At 51.2% G+C, this 21587-nt stretch carries 20 protein-coding genes, 1 tRNA gene and 1 pseudogene; 11 read left to right on the top strand and 11 right to left on the bottom strand.

The annotated features are described in order from the left end of the window. Window positions 1-166: 166 nt before the first annotated feature. The gene (gene sulA / locus ACI2J2_RS09220; RefSeq protein ID WP_209632601.1) at window positions 167-673 is read right to left on the bottom strand and encodes an SOS-induced cell division inhibitor SulA; all 507 of its coding nucleotides are present in this window, start codon (window positions 671-673) and stop codon (window positions 167-169) included. A 232-nt stretch (window positions 674-905) separates the two neighbouring features. On the opposite strand from sulA, the gene ACI2J2_RS09215 reads away from it, so the two are divergent. Then, entirely contained in the window at window positions 906-1565 is a 660-nt protein-coding gene (locus ACI2J2_RS09215; RefSeq protein WP_265555126.1) for a TfoX/Sxy family DNA transformation protein, read from the top strand. Here the strand turns inward: ACI2J2_RS09215 and yccS are convergent, their stop codons facing one another. Further along, window positions 1566-3701: a YccS family putative transporter gene (gene yccS, locus ACI2J2_RS09210; RefSeq protein WP_209632603.1), complete on the bottom strand. Its 2136-nt coding sequence runs from the start codon at window positions 3699-3701 to the stop codon at window positions 1566-1568. 26 nt (window positions 3702-3727) lie between these two features. After that, the gene (locus tag ACI2J2_RS09205) at window positions 3728-4180 is read right to left on the bottom strand and encodes a YccF domain-containing protein (protein ID WP_404759926.1); all 453 of its coding nucleotides are present in this window, start codon (window positions 4178-4180) and stop codon (window positions 3728-3730) included. A 166-nt stretch (window positions 4181-4346) separates the two neighbouring features. Between ACI2J2_RS09205 and helD the strand changes: the two genes are divergently transcribed. After that, on the top strand, window positions 4347-6401 hold the full coding sequence (helD, locus tag ACI2J2_RS09200; RefSeq protein ID WP_404759925.1) for a DNA helicase IV: 2055 nt from the start codon (window positions 4347-4349) through the stop codon (window positions 6399-6401). Window positions 6402-6434: 33 nt separating this feature from the next. Here the strand turns inward: helD and ACI2J2_RS09195 are convergent, their stop codons facing one another. Both ACI2J2_RS09195 and ACI2J2_RS09190 read right to left on the bottom strand, forming a co-directional pair. Beyond that, complete coding sequence (locus ACI2J2_RS09195; RefSeq protein ID WP_209632606.1) at window positions 6435-6893, bottom strand: methylglyoxal synthase; 459 nt, start codon at window positions 6891-6893, stop codon at window positions 6435-6437. 120 nt (window positions 6894-7013) lie between these two features. Continuing rightward, window positions 7014-7685, bottom strand: a complete 672-nt coding sequence (locus tag ACI2J2_RS09190; protein ID WP_209632607.1) for a DUF2057 family protein — start codon at window positions 7683-7685, stop codon at window positions 7014-7016. 261 nt (window positions 7686-7946) lie between these two features. Here ACI2J2_RS09190 and ACI2J2_RS09185 point away from each other — a divergent pair, with 261 nt between their 5' ends. Continuing rightward, on the top strand, window positions 7947-8360 hold the full coding sequence (locus ACI2J2_RS09185; protein ID WP_209632608.1) for a CoA-binding protein: 414 nt from the start codon (window positions 7947-7949) through the stop codon (window positions 8358-8360). A 60-nt stretch (window positions 8361-8420) separates the two neighbouring features. On the opposite strand, the gene hspQ is transcribed toward ACI2J2_RS09185, so the two are convergent. The 3 genes from hspQ to ACI2J2_RS09170 all read right to left on the bottom strand — a co-directional run bounded on the left by hspQ (window position 8421) and on the right by ACI2J2_RS09170 (window position 11381). Next, window positions 8421-8738, bottom strand: coding sequence for a heat shock protein HspQ (gene hspQ, locus ACI2J2_RS09180; protein WP_020826181.1), 318 nt, complete (start codon window positions 8736-8738; stop codon window positions 8421-8423). Window positions 8739-8799: 61 nt separating this feature from the next. Then, entirely contained in the window at window positions 8800-9984 is a 1185-nt protein-coding gene (rlmI, locus tag ACI2J2_RS09175; protein WP_209632609.1) for a 23S rRNA (cytosine(1962)-C(5))-methyltransferase RlmI, read from the bottom strand. Between the two features lie 386 nt (window positions 9985-10370). After that, window positions 10371-11381 (bottom strand): acyltransferase family protein, encoded by a 1011-nt coding sequence (locus ACI2J2_RS09170; RefSeq protein WP_404759924.1) that lies wholly within the window; start codon window positions 11379-11381, stop codon window positions 10371-10373. 556 nt (window positions 11382-11937) lie between these two features. On the opposite strand from ACI2J2_RS09170, the gene yccX reads away from it, so the two are divergent. Beyond that, entirely contained in the window at window positions 11938-12216 is a 279-nt protein-coding gene (gene yccX, locus ACI2J2_RS09165) for an acylphosphatase (RefSeq protein WP_209632621.1), read from the top strand. Window positions 12217-12220: 4 nt separating this feature from the next. Here the strand turns inward: yccX and tusE are convergent, their stop codons facing one another. Continuing rightward, complete coding sequence (gene tusE / locus ACI2J2_RS09160) at window positions 12221-12550, bottom strand: sulfurtransferase TusE (protein ID WP_037419323.1); 330 nt, start codon at window positions 12548-12550, stop codon at window positions 12221-12223. A 110-nt stretch (window positions 12551-12660) separates the two neighbouring features. Then, window positions 12661-13320 carry an FtsH protease modulator YccA gene (gene yccA / locus ACI2J2_RS09155; RefSeq protein WP_004942825.1) on the bottom strand — a complete coding sequence of 220 codons (660 nt, stop codon included), beginning with the start codon at window positions 13318-13320 and terminating at the stop codon, window positions 12661-12663. Window positions 13321-13548: 228 nt separating this feature from the next. Here yccA and ACI2J2_RS09150 point away from each other — a divergent pair. Beyond that, a tRNA-Ser gene (locus ACI2J2_RS09150) sits at window positions 13549-13636 on the top strand. 140 nt (window positions 13637-13776) lie between these two features. On the opposite strand, the pseudogene ACI2J2_RS09145 reads toward ACI2J2_RS09150, so the two are convergent. Further along, window positions 13777-14239 (bottom strand): annotated as a pseudogene (locus ACI2J2_RS09145) (DUF4942 domain-containing protein); the annotation flags it as partial. 877 nt (window positions 14240-15116) lie between these two features. On the opposite strand from ACI2J2_RS09145, the gene tssB reads away from it, so the two are divergent. The 6 genes from tssB to hcp are packed head-to-tail and all read left to right on the top strand — an operon-like array spanning window position 15117 to window position 21445. Next, a complete protein-coding gene (gene tssB / locus ACI2J2_RS09140; protein WP_209632622.1) occupies window positions 15117-15614 on the top strand; it encodes a type VI secretion system contractile sheath small subunit in 498 nt (165 codons plus the stop codon). A gap of 34 nt (window positions 15615-15648) precedes the next feature. After that, on the top strand, window positions 15649-17196 hold the full coding sequence (gene tssC, locus ACI2J2_RS09135; RefSeq protein ID WP_209632623.1) for a type VI secretion system contractile sheath large subunit: 1548 nt from the start codon (window positions 15649-15651) through the stop codon (window positions 17194-17196). Between the two features lie 17 nt (window positions 17197-17213). After that, window positions 17214-18554, top strand: coding sequence for a type VI secretion system baseplate subunit TssK (gene tssK, locus ACI2J2_RS09130; protein ID WP_404759923.1), 1341 nt, complete (start codon window positions 17214-17216; stop codon window positions 18552-18554). After that, window positions 18551-19240 carry a type VI secretion system protein TssL, short form gene (gene tssL, locus ACI2J2_RS09125; RefSeq protein ID WP_265555107.1) on the top strand — a complete coding sequence of 230 codons (690 nt, stop codon included), beginning with the start codon at window positions 18551-18553 and terminating at the stop codon, window positions 19238-19240. Before tssK ends, tssL begins: the two co-directional genes overlap by 4 nt. Further along, window positions 19237-20949, top strand: a complete 1713-nt coding sequence (locus ACI2J2_RS09120) for an OmpA family protein (RefSeq protein WP_404759922.1) — start codon at window positions 19237-19239, stop codon at window positions 20947-20949. The genes tssL and ACI2J2_RS09120 overlap by 4 nt, the downstream gene beginning before the upstream one ends. 4 nt (window positions 20950-20953) lie before the next feature. After that, a complete protein-coding gene (gene hcp, locus ACI2J2_RS09115) occupies window positions 20954-21445 on the top strand; it encodes a type VI secretion system effector Hcp (RefSeq protein ID WP_404759921.1) in 492 nt (163 codons plus the stop codon). Window positions 21446-21587 lie beyond the last annotated feature (142 nt).

Here is a 21587-nt window from a genome sequence, read left to right as displayed (position 1 = left end):
AAAAAAACGCAGAATTGTACATATTTGCTAACATTAACCGACCAAAAAACGAGCAAATCTACGCTCGTTTTTTGGTGCGGAACCGCAGCCGCACTCGCTTTGTCCCTGATCCCTGAAAGGTTCCCTTAGAGGGTGATGAAAATGATGGGAAAAATCCTAAATTTACTTAATGATACAAAGAAGAGTGAATTTTTAGGGTGGAACAGTGTCCGTGAACCGGGTTTATGTCACGTTGAGGACGCATAATGAACCCATAAGCGTTACCTAATTCTGCCGCACGCCTTAATTTTAGACGATCTTCTTCTGTAAGATCGGGTAGCCATCCAAGTACGACACTATAGTTACCTGTCAGCAACGCCTTTTCCATTGCTTCAACCGTATCTAGCGAACTGATTTGGCTAAGCTGCACCACTTTTTCGACCGGCAGCCCAGACTGCTGTAACCATAATCTGCTCAGCTTTTGTTGCGGAGTCAGCCATAACAGCCAGCGAGATTGCAGACCTAGTTGCTGTAACAGGGGCAATAACAATTGTGCCACAGCGGGCTGATGCTCGTTGTAAACAAGTTCACTGATAAGGCCATTCTTTTTGCCGGCATCTGTGTTTTCTGCAGCATTGTTCACCGCAAAAGAGGTGTGGCTGAAATGGGGTTTGTAGAGTGATTGAGTACGCATAAAGTATCCCGCCCGTAGTGTCACTGTATGTTTATACAGTACATCCTGTTGTGAATAAGATCAACCCAAATATTCGTAGTAGGTCTCATAATTGCGATTGTTTTTTAGACGATGAACTTTAGTGATTGGCATCGCTGCGGATAGTGCGTATTTTTCTAATTACTTGTTCACGTTACCTTTATTTCATTGATGAGGGGAATGATAGGACGGTAACTCACACCAGGAGAACATTATGAAAGGGACATCATCGGGAATGGTCGCACAGGCCAAAGCCTGTTTTTACGCATTAGGGGTTATCACTACACGCTCGCAATTCGGTGGTTACGGGCTACTGGCCGACGGCGTCATGTTCGCCTTGATCGCTGAAGGAGAACTGTACCTTCGGGCGACGGATTCCTTGGAACCCGCCTTTCGTGCACGCGGGATGGTCAATATGGTTTACTCCAAGCGAGGGGTGCCAATTACCATGCGTTATTACTGGGTGGATGAGGTTTTGTGGCGGGATCGCGATGAACTCGTCGGGCTCGCCTGGCAGGCTATTCGCGAAGCTCGCAGAGAGCTCCAAGTCAAAACAGATAACCAGAGTCGGCTTAAAACCTTGCCAAACATCGATATCAATATGGAGCGTTTACTCTGGCGAGCGGGTATTCGTAATGTCTATGACTTGCGGTTGAACGGTGCTAAACGTAGTTATCTTCGCTTATTGCAGCAGCAACATAACCTGGGTCTACGGGTGCTGCTTTCCTTGGGTGGGGCTATTGCCGGTTATCACCATGCGGCTTTACCTTCTGAATTGCGTAGCGAGTTGACCTGTTGGTTTGAGCGAACCGTGTCGTTGCTTCGTCATGGGCATCATCCAGACGTTAGGGGCCTCATAAAAGACCCCGAATAATCATGCCGATTTGCCTATTTGTGCATTAAGCATCGTGAGTTCTGGCAACAGTTCAATTACCAGCCCAATTTGCTGCAATACCAATTGATCTTTGCTTTCCGGTTCTGGTGCCGCGTGTTGGATACGTTCAGCCAGGCTTTCCAAAGCCTGGGTAATGCGCAGATTGTCTTGTTCTTCCAGATGCAGCGCACCATCGACATAACATACTGCGTCGTTCAGCAGATCCAGCGTTGCGGAATTATTCAGTCGTTCACGGTGTGCACCCAGCGCAGAGATATAGCTCAGTAATGTGTGGTTCAAACACAGCAGCCGGAAGGCTGCATCCTGAACCTCTTTATTGGCTTTGGGATCGGCAGACATATTCGAAATCACCGAGGCCAACTCTGCGTCACTGTTGTGCGCATCCCGGCGGGCGATCCGGTATGGAAGGCCGTTATCTTTACCCTGATGGTACTGCACCAAAATTGCGTCCAGATAACGGCAGTTTGCGTTCATTGTTTTACTGACGATTGCCGGTAATTGGCGGAATTTCCAGTCTGGCCAAATGAAACTGACCGCTGCCCAAGCGATAGCACACCCCAAAATGGTGTCGTAAACGCGGGGGGCGGCCACTTCAAAGCCTTCACCCAGCAGGTTAAAGCACAGCAACACCAGTAAGGTAATAAACATGGTGGCATGCGCATACTGCACGGTTCGAAAAGCGAAAAACAGGACGCCGCTAATAACAATCAGCACCATTTGTCCTTCAATCGAAGGCACGAAATAGAGAATTGGCAGGCCGATAAGAATACCGGCTAGCGTGCCGATAATACGCAGAGCAAGCCTGCGACGCGTGGCATTGTAATTGGGTTGGCAGACAAACAGGCTGGTGAGCAGGATCCAATAACCGTGCTGCATACCGGTAAACTGAATAAAGGCGTAACCGATGCACAGCACCACTGACATGCGAATGGCGTGGCGGAACAGGGCCGACTGAGGTGTCAAATGGCGACTAATACGTAAGCGGATATCGCTCCAGCCGGTGAGACGATCATCTGACAAGCTGTTTTCTTCCGCCTGGCCGTTGGCCAGTGCTTGTTCAGACTCGATATTCGCCAACTGCGCGTCAATCGCACGTAAATTTTTCAACAGGTGCGTCAATGCTTTCGTTAACTCACGGTTCTCTGGGGTAACGGTAATCTGCGCTAACGCTTCATCGATACGCCCGAATGCCGGTTCAAAACGTGGGTTATGTTGGTACTTTTGCCGCAGCAAAATCGATTGAGCCAACTGTTGGCATGCGCGTGCCTGCATACTGAGCAAACGCTGAAAACGAAACAGGATATCGCTATGACGGAATTGTCGACTGAGCTCCCGGTACTGAACGTGGGCGGAACTGGCACGCTCATGTATGTCTTGTGCAACAAAATAGTAGTGCAATGTGCGGCGGGTCCCACGCTGGCCGCGGTCGCCTTTTAATCGGGTCAGTAATGAAACCTTGGCCTGGTTAAGCGTCGTCATCAGCGCACTGTTGGCCATGGCAACGTCCATCCACGGCAAGTCTGCATCGTGCTCGACGTCGGGATCAAACAGGTTGGCCTTGGCATCCAGATAATTCGCCAACTGATTATAACAACGCGCCAAATTCTCCTGCAAAGGGCGGATGGGGAATATCAGGTGACCAATCAATGTCAGCAGGTTGTACCAAAGAGCGCCAAGGATCAGCAACGTCGGTTGTTGATACCACGCGTCATACATCGAGGCGCCGAGCATGGTATACACTGCGATCAGTAAAGCTCCAAACGCAATGGTGGCGTAACGTTGCCCCAACGCGCCCAGCAATATAAAGCCGCAGGTTGACGTGGTCAGGCCAAGAGCAAACAACCAGGGATAAGGGAACAGCAGTTCAATGGAGGCGGACGCAACAAAGAAGCAGACCAGCGTGATCACCAGATTACGCAGTCTGCCAGTCAAACGGTCATCCAGATCGGTCAATGCCGCTGCCACGACACCCAGCGTCAGCGGAATGGTGAGCTTGGGGATGGCGAGCCACCAAGGTACGGCGGCTGCGCCGGCCAGCGCGATAAAAATGCGCAGGTCATAAAGCAGGTTGCTGTTGTAGGCATAACGGCGTATTGCTGGTGCAAAAGAAAGCACGAAAAACTCCTCAGACGGAGAAAAAATTAACGCTGTTGATACTGACGCCGTGCATTTTCAGTTCTGGCTTGTTGTGCCATTTCAACTGATACCACGCGACGACCCACTGGCCACAGGGCAATAGCGGCAATTTTGAAATTGGCAATTCCCACCGGAATACCAATAATTGTCACGCACTGCACAATACCTGCGGCGATATGTGACAGGCACAACCACCAGCCGAACAGGATCAGCCAGATAATATTAAGTAGCGAACCGCTGGCGGAAAGTAGCACGTTGCTTTTTTCCGGATACAGTTCATTTACGTGAATGGCTTCGTTGCCGAAAGGCACGAAAGACAGTTTGGTGATTTCCCAGCAGGAACGGGTCAGTGGCAGGGTGATGATCAGCACAACGCTAAATACCGTTGCGACCAGCCAGCCAAGGGTGGTGAAAAAACCGCCCAACACAAAATTAAGAATATTCAGTACAGTACGCATAGTCGTCATTCTGCTCTAATGATGGCCAAACCGCGATGCGGTTGCGCTTGGTATCAAAACGCAAATTCTATTCTACCCTTTTTTTAGCGCTAGAGTGCCACTGCTTATCACAGGTAAACTGGCAGGTATCCGTTATTTAAACTCAACATGGTTATGGCGCGACGATATGGAACTTAAAGCGACATCGCTGGGGAAACACCTGGCTCAGCATCCTTACAATCGTGTGCGGTTGTTGCACGCCGGTGTTGAGGTGAGCGGTGAAAAGCATGAATACCTTATTCCTTTCAATCAATTAATTCAGGTCAGATGCAAACGCGGTATCGTCTGGGGCGAGCTGGAATTTGAGCTGCCAGATGAGAAAGTCGTGCGCTTGCATGGTACTGAATGGCAGGAAACTCAGCGCTTCTATCATTACTTGCAACAGGCCTGGCAGCAGTGGAGCGCGGAGATGAGCGAGGTCAGCGCGGGGGTGTTGCAAGAACAGGTTGAGCATATCCAACGTATCGAGCAACAGGATAAGTGGTTTAAAAAATCCGAACTGGGCAAATTACAGCAACAAATCCGCCAGTCATTTGGCGCCCTGCCAATGCCGGTGGCACGTCTTGAGGCGTTCGACAACTGTCGGGATGATTATCAGCTTTGCCAACAATGGTTGCAGCACGGCTTACGCAGCGTTGCACATCGCAATCAACAGTGGACAGAACGCATGTTGGAGACGCATCACGATTTCTTCCAAAACATCGAAAGTTCACCGCTGAATGATTCGCAGAGCCGCGCCGTGGTCAATGGAGAAGACTCCGTATTGGTACTGGCGGGGGCCGGGAGCGGCAAAACCTCGGTGCTGGTGGCTCGCGCAGGTTGGTTACTGCGCCGTCAGGAGGCTGAGCCCGGGCAGATATTGCTGCTGGCGTTTGGTCGTCAGGCGGCAGAAGAGATGAACGAACGTATTCAGGCGCGTTTGGGTAAGGTGGCTATTCAGGCCAAAACGTTCCATGCCCTGGCGCTGCAGATCATCCAACAGGGTAATCGCAAAGTGCCGGCGATCAGTAAGCTGGAAACCGACAGCAAGGCTCGGCGCGCTTTGCTGATGACGCATTGGCAACAGCAGTGTGCAGAGAAAAAAGCGCAGGCCAAAGGGTGGCGTCAATGGTTAACGGAAGAACTTGAGTGGGAGGTGCCTGAAGGCGACTTTTGGCATGACAAACGCCTGGCTGAACGCCTGGCGGGGCGGCTCGAGCGCTGGTTGGGGCTGATGCGCATGCACGGGGGTAGCCAGGCAGAGATGATAGAGCAGGCAGGTGAAGAGGTCCGTGACCTGTTTTCAAAACGCATCCGGTTGATGGCACCCTTGCTGAAAACCTGGAAGGGGGCGCTAAAAGAGGAAGGTGCGGTCGACTTCTCTGGCCTGATCCATCAGGCGGTCAATGTTTTGGAAAAAGGGCGCTTTGTCAGCCCGTGGAAGCATATCCTGGTGGATGAATTCCAGGATATCTCACCACAACGTGCGCAATTACTGGCTGCACTGCGTAAACAGAATAAACAAACTTGTCTGTTTGCCGTGGGAGATGACTGGCAGGCGATTTACCGCTTCAGCGGTGCCGAACTGACGCTCACCACCGCATTTGCCGAGAACTTTGGCGAAGGTGCCCAGTGCGCACTTGATACCACTTATCGTTTTAATGAACGTATCGGTGAGGTGGCGAATCGCTTTGTGCAGCAGAACCCTCATCAGCTGAAAAAACCGTTGAACAGCCTGAGTAAAGGCAATAAGAAATCGGTGGCCCTTTTACCGCATGAACAGCTTGAGAACTTATTGGATAAGCTGAGTGGTTACGCTAAGCCTGAAGAGCGCATTTTGCTATTAGCCCGTTACCATCATTTGAAACCGCAAGTGTTGTCCAAAGCCGCAACCCGTTGGCCCAAACTGACTATTGAGTTTATGACTATCCATGCCAGTAAAGGACAGCAGGCTGAATATGTAATTATTGCCGGTTTGCACGAGGGCAACGATGGCTTCCCTGCTGTCGCACGTGAGTCCGTTCTGGAAGATGTGTTGTTACCTCAACCGGAAGACTTCCCAGATGCGGAAGAGCGGCGGTTGCTGTATGTGGCGTTGACTCGCGCCAAACACCAAGTGTGGCTGTTGCAGGATCCTGAGCGTCCGTCAGTGTTTGTTGAACAACTGCAAGATCTCGGTGTGCCGTCGCAGAAGAAACCTTAAACCTGAGGCCTGGCGGTGGCCAGGCCTTCATCGTTACTTCAGACGATCCTGCAAATAGCGTTGATAGTCAGGGATCGCGACTTCAACTTCACTTTTGAACAGCGATGAGTCGATGAGGAAGTCGGCTGTAGAGCGGTTGGTCGCGACGGGGATGTTCCAGACGGTGGCCAGGCGCAGCAGCGCTTTCACATCGGGATCATGTGGAACCGCATTCAACGGGTCCCAGAAGAAAATCAGCATATCAATTTTGCCTTCGGCAATCAGCGCACCGACCTGTTGATCACCGCCCATTGGCCCACTCAGCATGCTTTGTACAGGAATACCGCTGGCACGTTGGATCAGGTTGCCCGTGGTGCCGGTGGCATACAGTTGATGCTGTTCCAGCACGGACTTATTGTCTTCAACCCATGCAAGCAGGGCTTGTTTACGGTGATCGTGTGCCACCAGCGCAATATGTTTGCGCGCGGCGATAGTGCGGGTAGTAAATTCCATCTTGGTGTCCTTCGCGAGTCAGGTGATGTGCGACAGATTACTGAAACTGCTTTTCACTGCCTAGCGTTTACACCTGAAAATGCGAAGAAAGCGCGCCTTTAGATAAAAGGCGCCAGAAGCTTAATGCACAGGCTGCTTGTTTGCCCAATGGAGAAAACGCTTCTGCGTCTCTTTGTCTGCTTGTAAGAACCAGTATTGCAGCATCTGCTCAGAAACGTTTTCACCTTTCAGCGTCACCGTCGGGGCGTTTAACGCTGCACTGGCCAGAGGGGAGGTTGGCGCGGTGGCGCGAACCTGTGAAAAGGCCGGCACTGAGGCTGGGCGATTCTGGCTATTGTAATCGGCCATCACTTTTTCCAGGTCGGCACTGAGCGTAGCGCCATCAGGGTGCAGTACGTCGTGCCTCATGGCCAGCGCGTTGCCATTTTTATCAATAACCTGATAGTTAAGTGTTTTATCGAATCTCTGGCCATCCCGAACATTTTCAATACGTGGCAGCTCAATGGCAACGGAACTCACATTCTGCGTATTGAAGGTCGCAATCAGCGGCAGAGAGGTGTAAGCCGTGCGATCGCTCTGCCCTGTACGTACTGACTTAGCCACTTTAAACAGCAACTGATGCTGCCCACCATCCAGTTCTAAACTGTCGGCACCTTTTAACAACGATCCTGTCATTTTCTTGCCGTCGACCACCAACAGGTCGATGTCGGGGGAGAGTTTCAGGGTCGTAGCTACGGCAGGCATGCTAATACTGATGCTGAGCAGCCCCGCAACCATCAGACCAAATTTCATCGTTATCTCCTTATAAGTGGCATCGCTATTAGTGTTGAACAGGCTACAGACTGTGTCAAAGTTTTTCAGCATTACCATTTAATTTACAAATGTACACATTTATATTTATTTTGACATTTATTGGGCGCAGCACATGCTGGCAGTGACAGCATCAGACCGCAAAAATGGCTGAGAGTTTCCATGCGTGTGCGTTTAGCCGATCCCAGATCAATGGGTTACACTCGAGGTAGGAAAATACCCGTGAATAATTGGGAGCGGAGAATGCAAGATCATGACATTGCCGGCCTGCTACAGCAGGTGAAAACCATTGCACTGGTTGGCGCCAGTGATAAACCCAACCGGCCTAGCTTTGGTGTGATGGCCTATCTACTTTCGCAGGGATATCAGGTTATACCGGTCAGCCCAAAGTTGGCGGGGCAAACACTGCTCGGTCAACAGGTCTATGCCACGCTAAATGATGTCCCACAGCCGGTAGATATGGTCGATGTATTCCGAAATTCAGAAGCGGCCTATGAGGTGGCGCAAGACGCCATTGCGATCGGTGCCAAGGCATTGTGGTTGCAAATAGGCGTCATTAATGAGCAGGCTGCTGCATTGGCGGCCGAGGCGGGGCTGAAAGTGGTGATGGATCGTTGCCCTAAAATCGAGATCCCGCGTTTGGGGCTAGAGCGCTAAATAAAATAAAAGGCCTGGCATCGTGCCAGGCCCTTATGGGTGTTTCTCAGGCCTGGCACATCAATTGCGCAGGCGGGGGGCTTGTAACTGGTGACGGATAGATTCCGCCAATTCATCCAGCGATGGCTGTTCAGGATGAGCGTCCTGCGCTTCCCCATCTAACTGTGCTTCCGCCAGATAGGTATGCACGGGTTGGCCTTCTTCGTCTTCCATCACCACGTGGTACCAAGGGGCAAAACGCAGGTCAGTATTCGCTGCTATTTCATCAGCTTTAGGCTGCTCCATAGAGTATTCAGGATCGATATCAATCACGACCCCCAAATACCCCAGCAGCTTATGCCGAACTTGTTGTCCGATACCGAATTTGCTGGCAATCATGATGACCTCCTGAGAAACAGTGCCTTACTCTCTATATGAGGGCAAAACAGCGTATTTCAAGTTACATCACCCGACACGCAAACCCTTTCAAATACAGCCCTTCAGGATAAGTCGCGATAACCGGGTGATCGGCAGCCTGACGATACTGCTCTATAAATTGTACATCACGCCCGGCGTCTACAGCGGCATCGGCCAAAATTTTCTGGAATAGTTCGGTTGGCATCAGACCGGAACACGAGAAGCTGAGCAAAATGCCGCCCGGATTCAGCAACTGCAGTGCCAACATGTTGATATCTTTGTACCCGCGGCATGCACTGGCCAATTGATTCTTGTTTTCGACGAACTTCGGCGGATCCATAATGATCAGATCGAATTTCTCACCCTGGGTACGGTAGGCGCGCAACAGCTGGAAGACGTCATCACGCACAAATTCGGCTTTGCTCAGATCAAGCTGGTTCAGTTCGACGTTCTGTTTGGCAATATCCAGTGCCGCTTGCGATGTGTCGACACTGATCACCTGAGTACAACCGCCCATCAGTGCCGATACGGCGAAGGCGCCGGTATAGGAGAAGCAGTTAAGTACACGTCGGCCGGCAGAATAATTGCGGGCAGCCAGGCGACTGTCACGTTGGTCAAGGTAAAACCCGGTTTTATGGCCTTGCTGGATATCGACCAGCAGTTTCATGCCATGTTCGGTGATTGGCAGCAAATCAGGGGGCAGATCGCCCACAACCAAGCCTTGCGCCAACGGCAAACCTTCTTTTTTACGCACCGCGACATCTGAACGATCGTAGATGGCACACTCCGGGTAGCAGTGTTGCAAAGCGGTAATCAGCGGAGCACGCTGATATTCGGCCCCTGCGGACAGCAATTGCAGTACCAGGAAGTTCTGGAAGCGATCGATAGTGATACCCGGCATGCCGTCGGACTCACCGGCGATCAGGCGATAGCCATCTAGCCCGTCACGTTCTGCAACCCAGTCGCGCCAGCTTTGCGCCTGTTGTAAGCGGCGGATGAAGAATTCAATGTTAATCTCTTCATCATGCTGGAAAGTCCAGACACGGGCGCGGATTTGCGATTCTGGCGAGTAGGCGCCGCGCGCTAACCATTTTCCCTGGGCGTCATGAATATCAATGGTTTCACCGGAAAGGGCTTTACCTTCAATACGTTGAACAGCGCCAGAGAATACCCATGGGTGGCGACGGAGTAAGGACTTTTCACGTCCTTTGGCGAGAAATAGGCGCATTTTTAAGCTTCTTCATAATCAGTGTGTTAAATGTCATGGGCTATTGTCGGTCAAGTTAAGTTAACCATCATATCTGAATATCATCCCATTCACTACTGGGGCTAGTATTTATGATATAAATATGGGGTTGCACTGGCTGGGTAATGGGTCTGATGATATGAAAAACTGGGGGTGATATGGAAAAGTTGAACACATGTAGGACTAGTATATAAACTCATTGGTTGGGCGGGGTGTATGGCTTTAGTTTACCACCGCAACCAGCGGTCTTGAAAGTTCGCTGTTCGAATATATGTATATTTATTGAGAGATTTAACTTGAGGGATGTGATTGTATCGAAATTAAAAAAATGGAGCCACTATTTAAATTATTAAATAGTGGCTTAGATATCACTGATGTATTCTCTTTTCAACCAATCTGTACAATACCAGTCCGAAAGGTACGCATAACAATATTGTAGCCACCCCAACAGTTGCGCAAACAAAAGCGTTTGGTACTTTTTTGACAAAAATACCATAGGTCATGACCACGAAGTTATGTGTAAGATATATTGTATATGAGGCGTCGCCGATTTTTAACAATGAGTCATGCTTGTTTCTTACAGGTAGGATTAACAGCATTATAAAGGTGCTAATTATACAATCTAAATAAACTGGTTTTTCTATGTATATAGCTATTAACACGAAAGTACTTGCCATGAGCCAACAAGAGGCATCACTCATCCCTCCTGTTAAATTTTGAAAGTAACTTTCATTCCTCTCGATTGCAACACCAGCAATAAATAAGAAAATTAGCCATTTAGAGAAGAATAAGTTGGCCTCTATGCTGGGTAGAAGGTTATAGGATGCGGCGATAAATAATGTGGAAAATATCAATGTCAAGTAAATTGATATCTTTTCTTTTTTGACATTAAAAAATATCAAAAAGCAGAAGGTAATATAGAAGAACATTTCATATGATAATGTCCAGCTTTGTGACATCACAGGTGTGTCTATCTTATTTCCTGTGACTCCATAGGGGATTAATAAATATGAAAATATTATTTTTCCAACATCTATATCTTGGGATTTTAGCGCTATACCTATAGCCCACAAAAAAACTAATAAGGTTAAAAATATCCAATACAGAGGGTAAATTCGAACTATTCGTTTTTTTATGAAGACCGATGAATACTTAAGTCCAAAATCTTTGTTTTTAGTAGTGTAAGACATTATATATCCACTAATAACAAAGAAAATGTAAACTCCGATATCACCTAGATGTGTAGTTCTGCGTATAACTTCATCAAAGAAAATGTTTCCAGTTGTACTATATAGGTGGAACTGATTTACGGTATGTGCGACCACAACAAACATGGCCGCTAGCGCTCTCGCATATTGTAAAGAATCCAGCTTTTTCATTCATAACCCTGCTAAAAGTTCTCTGCCTGCGTTAAATTCTATTAAAAGCGTTAACTAACTCTTATGCCTGTGTTTTTACTTACAAATCCCCTGCGTCAGTATATAGCACAAAGGTGTTAAATGAAATGCGGCTATTTAAAAAATTCTTATGTTTGTCAGCTACTATGTCATAGCTCTTAGCTCTTGCTTGTTTAACTCATCGTGATGACTAAACGTACTTAGGTATGCGATATGGTAAATCGCAAGCGTTATGCTAGGTGATAGATGACATCCGATCTTACCATCGGTGAAATAAGGTTTCATCTTAGAGACTAATGTTGAGAGGTAGTGCTCGAGCATTTTAAATCAAGGAAAATGATAGGTTGATAGAAGTCTAGCATGGAAGTTGATTTGGAGTTATATAGCGTAATGATTATCATTAATTTTTTTGCACGTCCTTTGGCGAGAAACAGGCGTACGGTCATAATTAAGAATGCTGCCAGCTAGGTAAAAAGAGTGATATCGCCGTACGGAAACACAGGCAATACCATAAACGATAGTGATAAGGGGGTCGATTATGACACAAGTTTGCATTGCTGCGTATGTCTATGGCGTGGTGCAGGGCGTAGGGTTTCGCTATAACACTCAGCATCAGGCGACTGCGTTGGGATTAAGCGGTTATGCGCGTAATCTTGATGACGGCAGCGTTGAAGTGGTGGCCTGCGGTGCACAACCGCAGGTAGACAAGCTGGTGGAATGGCTGAAAAATGGCGGTCCGCGTAGCGCACGTGTCGATCGCGTACTGGTAGAGCCACGCGGCACGGCCGATTATCAAGGTTTCAGCATTCGCTATTAATGCATTAGATGCATTTTACCGGTTTTGGCAGACCCGCTATTTTTGTTGCCTGCTTGGCTGGCCCTTTAGGGAATAAACGGTAGAGATAGCGGCTGTTGCCTTTCTCTTCACCGTACTTCTGCGCCATGGCTTTGACCAACATGCGGATTGCCGGTGAGGTATTAAACTCCAGGTAAAAGCCGCGTACGAAACGCACGACTTCCCAATGTGCCTCGGTAAGCGTTATTTCTTCCTGGGCGGCCAGCAAAGGCGCGAGGGCCTCATGCCAGTCGGCGCTGTTTTTCAGGTAACCCTGTGCGTCGGTTTCAATAACCTGACCTTCATACTCCAACATACTGCCTCGGTAACGGGTAATTCAGAACGGTCGCCAGTTTAGCAAACTTTGCCGCTGCAAAAAATAAAGCCCCGCCGGAGCGGGGCTTTAGGTCTTTATCACGTGCGATATCAGTTGCTGCGTGCGAAGCCTAAAATGCTCAACAGGCTGATGAACATGTTGTACAGCGACACATACAGGCTGACGGTGGCGCGGATATAGTTAGTCTCGCCGCCGTGAATAATGTTGCTGGTCTCCCACAGGATTGCGCCTGCGGAGAACAAGATAAACAGCGCGCTGATAGCCAGATGCAGGGCAGGGATCTGCAGGAACAGGTTAGCGATGACGGCAACCAGCAGTACCACAAACCCAGCCATCATCATCCCAGACAGGAATGACATATCCTTGCGCGTGGTCAGCACGTAGGCTGAACAGCAGAAGAACACGACTGCAGTGCCACCCAATGCAAGCATAATCAGGTCGCCAGCACCGGTATTAATAAATGAACTGAGGATTGGCCCCAGGGCATAACCCATAAAACCGGTCAGTGCGAATGCGGCCAGAATGCCCGCAGGGCTGTTTGCCAGCTTGTGGGTCAGGAACATCAACCCATAAAAACCGACCAACATCAGCAACAGACCCGGTGCCGGCAGCCCCAACATGGTGCTGGCAGTGGCGGTAAGCGCCGAAAACGCCAGCGTCAAAGAAAGTAGAAAATACGTGTTACGCAAAACCTTATGTGTACTCAGCAACGAGTCACGTGAGGAGGATGAGACGACAATACGGTCCATAATGATCTCTCTTATCAGGTCATCACAAAATTAGTGACGATGATAGGCAGCGCAGGCGTTTGATTAAAGTTTGTTTACCAATCTTTACCCTTAGTTATCATTGTTGCAACCTTAAGCGGGAGTTGATGGTTTCTTCAACGCTTGCGTGTCAAATGCTGGTTTTTCGTTCGGTTGAACAGTAATGGGCTTTACAAGCGGATCAGCTCTGTTTATAGTTCGGCTCGTTGCGGAGGGGTGGCCGAGTGGCTGAAGGCAACGGTCTTGAAAACCGTCGACGGGAAACCGTTCCAGAGTTCGAATCTCTGCTCCTCCGCCATTATTTAGCTCATGTTATTTATTAACATGGGCTTTTTTGTTTTATGCTTTCCTCGATATGCCATCCAGTATGCCAATTCCGCCTGCCTTGCGCTGGTAGCCATGAGAATACATTGGACAGGTTATCATTCACCTCCGGTTTCATCTTGTTGCCAGCGCTCCCGGATAATGTCTGGCGATAATGTCATTCAACTTATCAACCCGTTCCAGTCACTTAAATGTGATACGCGCCATTCCCTTCTGAAATTCTTAATAGAAAACGACTCATCCTTATAGCGGGTGCTGTGGCGCTCCTCATGGATATGTTCGCCCAGATGATGGGTAACATCGGGGCGGTTGCCGTGAATAGGTTGGCCATCGAGTATCATCGCATGCGCTCAAGATCGGCTAACTTGCCACCTTGCCAGCCCCAGTTGAGTCCAAATCCCCATTCGTCGTGTTTTACGACACCTTCCACAATAATCTTTTTCCCGAATATGCAGGGACTATTCGATTTGTAGTCCCCACTAAGATTTTTGAACATGTTGATAACGCTCCGCTCAAACACCTCTCCCTTGCTCTGATGAAGTTGTTCAAAAGAACTGGGGATGTTGGCTTCGCTGACGGTTCGGTCTGCATGTTTTGTCTCCATAAATAAAAATACCCGCCGGTTTAAGGGCGGGCGCTATGCGATGTTGTTAAGAGTGTTACTCGGGGAAATGGCGGTGTTAGCGTCAGGGATTACCAATCGAATAGGGCAAAGCCCGGCAGGGGGACAGACTGACAGGGTTCGAACTACTGAGGCGGCGGAGGATGCATCGATGCGCATAGTACCTTTTCAGTCGAAAGCACCGCATGCCGTTATCCTGGGAGCGCAGAGAGTGTGAATAGGAGAGTAGAATCGATATTCTTAGCCGGGTTGCACAACCCATGATTTCCTCACCCCGTATGTTACGAAATAAATTTATCTTAAGTAAAAGATAGCGGCCTTACCGCTAAGTATGATCGTTGCATTTTTGCTTGCCCAGTTATGCGTGGCCTCTCATTTTTTTAAACAAAGCCTTAAATGAGACTTTTCTTACAACGTTGTCGTAAGTTATCCCATCTTGAACTTAAGTCAAACCGATCACTTTCTGAATACCCTTTCCCCATGCGGTTTATAAAGCATCTCCTAAGAAATCTCTTATTAATCAATTTGATGATCTATTTTTGTTAAATTAACTTTCTGTAATATCATGTTACATTTATTTATTTCCAATGACCCAGCTAACGTTTCTACACTCCGGCAATAGGTATTTATCCGAAATCTTCCGGCTTCAGAAAAATGCTTAAAAACATTGTGTCATGCTCGCTGGTGAATGGAATGTGCCTGCTTTTGACCCTGGCTTTATTGGCGTCGCTGGGTGACGTAAGGGAAGAATTGCTCTGGTATTATTAATATTTCTTATTAATTTCACGGTGGCATTGACCATTTCTATATATTTCATAGAACAGGGACAGCCATGTCTAACTCCTATCAGTCCGAGATCCCCAAAGCGCGCGTCAATATCAAACTCGACCTGCATGTCGGTGGGGCGCAGAAAAAAGTCGAATTGCCTCTCAAATTAATGGTGGTAGGGGATTACAGCAACGGTGCCGAGCAACGTCCGTTATCGGAGCGTGAAAAGGTCAACGTTAATAAAAACAACTTCGACAGCGTGATGGCCGAGTTTTCCCCTTCTGTAAACCTTTCCGTTGTAAACACGCGGGCCGGCGATGGCAGTGAGGAAAACGTCAGCCTTTCCTTCAATGAAATGAAAGACTTCGAGCCTGAACAGGTTGCCCGCCAGATACCCCAGTTAAAGGCGATGCTCGCTATGCGCAACTTGCTCCGTGACCTCAAAGCCAATCTTTTAGACAACCAAACCTTCCGTAAAGAGCTGGAAAAAATTCTGCTCGACCCAGCGCTGAGCGCTGAATTGCGCAGCGAACTGTCTGCTCTGGCACCGAAGCAAGCCTAGCGGTCGTGATGTTTAACGGATTAACGAAGAGAAAATGCTGATGTCTGTAAAAAATGAGAACGCCACGGGTGGCGAAAGCACCGTGCTGGAGCGTCAGGACGCGGGTAGTGTGTATGCCTCCCTGTTTGAAAAAATCAACCTGAACCCGGTGTCAGAGCTGAGTGCGCTGGATATCTGGCAGGACAACCAGGCGATGTCGGATGCGACCGCCGATGAGCGTCTGACTGCCGGGATGCAGGTCTTTCTGGAGTGTCTGACGAAAGCGGGTTCAAAAATTGAGAAGCTGGACAAAACGCTGATTGACCACCATATCGCGGAATTGGACTTTCAGATTAGCCGCCAGTTGGACGCAGTCATGCACCATGAGGCATTTCAGCAAACAGAAAGCACCTGGCGTGGGCTGAAATCCCTGGTCGACAAAACCGATTTCCGCCAGAACGTCAAAATCGAGCTGCTGGACCTGTCGAAAGACGATTTGCGTCAGGATTTTGAAGATGCGCCGGAGATTATTCAGAGCGGATTATACCAGCACACCTACACCGCAGAATACGACAGCCCGGGTGGGGAACCGATTGCCGCACTGATTTCTGCGTATGAGTTTGATGCCTCTGCGCAGGACGTCGCGCTGTTGCGCAATATCTCTAAAGTCTCAGCTGCCGCGCATATGCCATTTATTGGTTCTGCGGGCCCGAAATTCTTCCTCAAGGACTCGATGGAAGAAGTCGCGGCGATTAAAGATATCGGCAACTACTTTGACCGCGCCGAGTACATTAAGTGGAAATCCTTCCGCGAGACGGACGACTCTCGTTATATCGGTCTGGTGATGCCTCGCGTGCTGGGTCGCCTGCCGTATGGCCCGGACACCGTGCCGGTGCGCAGCTTCAATTATGTCGAGGAAGTGAAAGGCCCGGATCACGACAAATACCTGTGGACCAACGCCTCCTTTGCGTTTGCCGCCAACATGGTGAAAAGCTTCATCAACAACGGCTGGTGTGTACAAATCCGTGGCCCGCAGGCCGGTGGCGCAGTGAAAGACCTGCCGATCCATCTGTATGACCTGGGTACAGGTAATCAGGTGAAAATCCCGTCAGAGGTGATGATCCCGGAAACCCGCGAGTTTGAATTTGCGAATCTGGGCTTTATCCCGCTGTCCTATTACAAGAATCGCGACTACAGCTGCTTTTTCTCGGCGAACTCGACCCAGAAACCGGCGCTGTATGACACCGCGGATGCGACGGCTAACAGCCGCATCAATTCGCGTCTGCCATATATCTTCCTGCTGTCGCGCATCGCGCACTACCTGAAGCTTATCCAGCGCGAAAATATCGGTACCACCAAAGACCGCCGTCTGCTGGAGCTTGAGCTCAACACCTGGGTGCGTGGTTTGGTCACCGAAATGACCGATCCGGGCGACGAGTTGCAAGCCTCTCACCCGCTGCGTGACGCGAAAGTGGTGGTGGAAGACATCGAGGACAACCCGGGCTTCTTCCGCGTGAAACTCTATGCCGTGCCGCACTTCCAGGTAGAAGGCATGGACGTCAACCTGTCACTGGTTTCCCAGATGCCGAAGGCAAAAGCGTAACGTAAGGCAGGAAGCCGATGAAAACGGAACAACCGTTATGGGGCAGGGGCATTATGGTCTCTCCCCAGCACTTCCAGCAACAGGCTGCGTATGCGGCCTGGTCTGCGGAAGGCATTGTCCGACTGGGATTATCACAGCCCTGGGGAGTGATTGATGCCACTTTTGAACCGGATGCACTGAAACTGGGCCGCCTGCAGGCCCGCCATCTGCACATCCGTTTCCCTGATGGCACGCTTATCGACACGGATAATGCTGACGACTTGCCACCGGTGCTGGCGCTTGAGGCGGAATCACAGGATGTGGTGGTGGTTCTGGTACTTCCGCTGCTGCGGGCAAATGGCGACAACTGCCTTAAACCCGATGAGGTGGCCGGGCGTCCTGTTCGCTATCGCCAGCGCTGGCGGGATGTCCGTAACATGTTCGGAGATGATACCCGCCAGATTGCGGTGATGCAGCCAGAGCTGATGCTGCGTTTCACCCATCAGAACAACAGCGATTACCTGACCTGTCCAGTCGCCCGTTTGCAGCAGGATTCACAGGGGGCGTGGCAACTCGATGAGACGTTTCTCCCCCCGCTCCTGACCATCCAGGGCAGCCGCTGGCTAGTGACCCAGTTGGAACAGCTGATGACGCAACTGCGTGCCCGTCTAAGTCGCCTGATGGCAATGCGCCGGGAAAGTAACGAGCGCATGGCAGATTTTGCCGTAGCCGACGTGTCCCTGTTTTGGCTGCTCAATGCCCTGAACAGTGCCGAACCCGTGCTTGGGCAGTTTCACCGTAATCTACAAACTCCGCCAGAGCGTCTGTATCCGGAACTAGCGCGCCTTGCCGGCAGCCTGCTGACGCTCTCATTGGAACATCAGGTGAACGCCATTCCTGCGTACCAGCATGAACAGTTGAATGCCGCTTTCCCACCGCTGTTTGATTTATTGGGCGACCTGCTGGAGGCCAGCCTGCCGTCGCGGGTGGTGGCGATTGAGCTTGAGCATGATACACGGCTTCACTTCTGGCAGGCCCGTCTGCATGACCCGCGGCTACGCGAGGGGGCAGATTACTACCTCTCCGTGCGTTCAGCGATGCCGGTGGCACAGCTACAGGAACAGTTCCCGCGCCAGTGCAAGGTGGGCAGTCCGGATCATGTCAGGGGGATTGTTAACTCATCTAGAGTGGGGGTTCCGATGACACCGCTTCGCCATGTACCAGCCGCCATTCCGCTGCGTCTGGAAAACCAGTATTTCAGCCTTGATGTGTCCCATCCGCTGGCCACCGACATGCTCCAGAGCGGCACCTGTATGTTTTATGTCCCGGGTATGCTCGGTGAGCCTGAACTTGAACTCTTTGCGGTACTGAGAACATGAGTGAGCGTAAGCGCGGCGCGGCCGCGTCCATTGATATTGATGCCCTGCTGCAGGACACCTGGCTGCAGGTGATCAGCCTGCGCCACGGCCCGCAGTTCCAGGAGGGTGAAGGGCGCGCGTTGTGGGAGCGCTGCATTGCTGATGTCGAACATGTGCAGCGTGAGCTGAAAGCGAGCGGACTCGATGAAGCCGGCTGCCAGCATATCCTCACCGCACAGTGCGCGCTGCTCGATGAGGCGGTTAAAGGCCGCGGCGTGGAGGATGACGCCTGCGTACAGTGGTATGGCATTCCGTTGCAGGGACATTTCCTCGGCACCATGGACGCCGGTGACACCCTGTGTGACCGGATGCGTGATGTGCTGCGGGAACCGGCACTGGACAATGCCGTGCTGACCTGCTTCCAGCGGGTCATGATGCTCGGATTCCTAGGGAACTTCCGCTCCCTGAAAGATCCGGATCGCCAGAAGCTCGTCAACGCGCTCAGTGAACATGTCACGCCGTTCAGCTATCCACAAACCCATCCGGTACTGGCGGAAAGCCGTACCGGACGAGGAATGGTCGGCTGGCTAGCGTCATGGCCCGTACGTATTGGCCTGAGCGTGATTGTGATTGCCGCACTCTGGTGGGGCCTGGATCACTGGCTGACGCAGATGCTGCTGACCCTGCTGCCAGGAGCCGTGAAATGAGTCCTGCACAACAGCGCGGGCTTGCGCTGTGGGCAGGCCTGCTGAGTGTCGTGGTCTGCTTGGGTTTCCTGCAGGTCACCCGGCTGGATTCTGTGCTCGTTCTGCTGGCGATACTGGGGCTTATCCTGGCGCTCTGGACTGTCGCCAGTCGTCGTGCGGAGCATCACGTCACCCTGTGTCTGGATGACCTCCCGGAAGCCACTTACCGCCAGCCTGTGGTGCTGGTCTGTGGCGATCTGCCGCTGGCCTGGCCGCAGCAGTCACCGGTGCTCACGGTCACACAGGGATGCTGGATCCGCGTGGTGGATCATCAGGATCTGGAGCTGGCAGCCCGCCAGGTACTGTGGCTGCGACCTGACTGGGGGCGCCAGCTGTCGGTGATGGCCAGCGTCTGTCCGCAGAAACACGCCGACAGCGAAGCGCTTACCCGTCGCCTGCTGGCCTTGCGCTGGCAAATCAGCCAGTTGCGTAAAGAAACCGGTCATTCTGTGCCGCTGGTTCTGAATGGTCAGGTTGGCTGCGCAATGATGAATGACATGCTCTGGCAGGCAGCTATACAGGGAGAAGGGGTGAGGGGCTGGCGTGAGTCTTCAGCGCCGAGCTCAATCGCTGCATGGGTCACTACCGGTGGGTCGCCTGCGATGCAGCAACAGGTGCTGATGAATAGCCTGATGAGCTGGTTCCATCAGCACGTCAAAGCTGTCTTTATGGATGAGAACCCCGATGTTCCTGTTATTGCACCTACCGCGGTTCTGTGGGGAATGGGACCGATCCTTGCCGGAAGTCTGGCCACATCGGCCTGGACGGCGTGGCTTTCCCGCCACACTGCGATGCAGCAGGTGGCAGGCTGGCAGCCGTTGGGAACGGACAGTACCGTTATATCCCGCTTCCCGGATTTTATCCTGCCGCTGCTGCCCGAAGGACGGGGCCTGACGCCGTGTGGGCGTACCTGGCGTTGTGCGTTCGGGATTTTCACGCTGGCGGCCATTGCTGCGCTGGTCAGTACTGGCTGGAACAATCACCAGCTGCTGCAGCGTGTGAGCTTCGATATTGCCCGCTATGACCGTATCCCGATGCATGATTTCGGACCCAAAGCCGACGCCGTTGCCATCCTGCGTGACGATGCGGAGCAGTTGGATGGCTGGGCACGCAATGGCATACCGGTCCGGATGAGCCTCGGTTTATATCAGGGTGAGCGTCTGCGCATGCCAGTGCTGGATGCCATCCGCTCGTATGTTCCACCACCGCTACCACCTAAACCGCAGCCGAAGCCAGAACCGGTACCGAAAATTGTCCGCCTCGACAGCCTGTCGCTGTTCGACTCAGGCAAATCCGTGCTGAAAGCAGGCTCCACCAAAATGCTGGTGAACTCACTTGTTGGCATTAAGGCCAAAGCGGGTTGGCTGATTGTGGTGGCGGGTCACACCGACAACACCGGTAATCCGGCGCTCAATCAGGCGCTGTCCCTGAAGCGTGCCGTATCGGTGCGTAACTGGATGCGCGATACCGGCGATGTACCGGAAAGCTGTTTTGCGGTGCAGGGTTATGGCGAAAGCCGCCCTATCGCAACCAACGACACCACGGAGGGCCGTGCGCTCAACCGCCGTGTCGAAATCAGTCTGGTACCGCAGGCCAATGCCTGCCAGATACCCGGCAAACACCCGGCGCCATCTCAGGATGATGGCGCATTACAACACAATGGAGAGTAACCCCATGGCAATTCCTGTTTATCTTTGGCTGAAAGACGACGGCGGCGCGGACATTAAAGGGTCGGTGGACGTTCAGGATCGTGAAGGCAGCATCGAAGTGGTGGCGCAGGAGCATAACCTGTACATCCCGACCGACAACAACACCGGCAAGCTGACCGGTACACGTATCCATACGCCATTCCTGTTTACCAAGGAAATCGACTCGTCCAGCCCGTATCTGTACAAGGCGGTGACCACCGGCCAGACCCTCACGTCTGCGGAATTCAAGTGGTACAAAATCAACGACGCGGGCCAGGAAGTGGAGTACTTCAACACCAAACTGGAAAACGTGAAAGTGGTGAAAGTGAATCCTGAAATGTATGACATCAAGGATCCTTCTAAAGAGAAGCACAACCACCTAGAGCGCATTGAATTGCGTTACGAAAAAATCACCTGGACCTACAAAGACGGCAACATCATTCATTCCGATTCGTGGAACGAACGCGCTACTGCCTAAGTTACTCGTCATATTGCGCGCGGTAACGGCGTTGGCTGCGTTCGCTCACCCCGGTCACTTACCGCTGTAAGCTCCCGGGGATTCGCGAACTTGCCGCCTTGTTACCGCACAAACTTTTTAGAGTAACCACTCAGACGGGCAG

The sequence above is a fragment of the Serratia sp. NPDC087055 genome (genome assembly GCF_044900985.1).
In the GTDB taxonomy this organism is placed as follows: domain Bacteria; phylum Pseudomonadota; class Gammaproteobacteria; order Enterobacterales; family Enterobacteriaceae; genus Serratia.
This window is presented reverse-complemented; position numbering and strand designations above follow the sequence as displayed.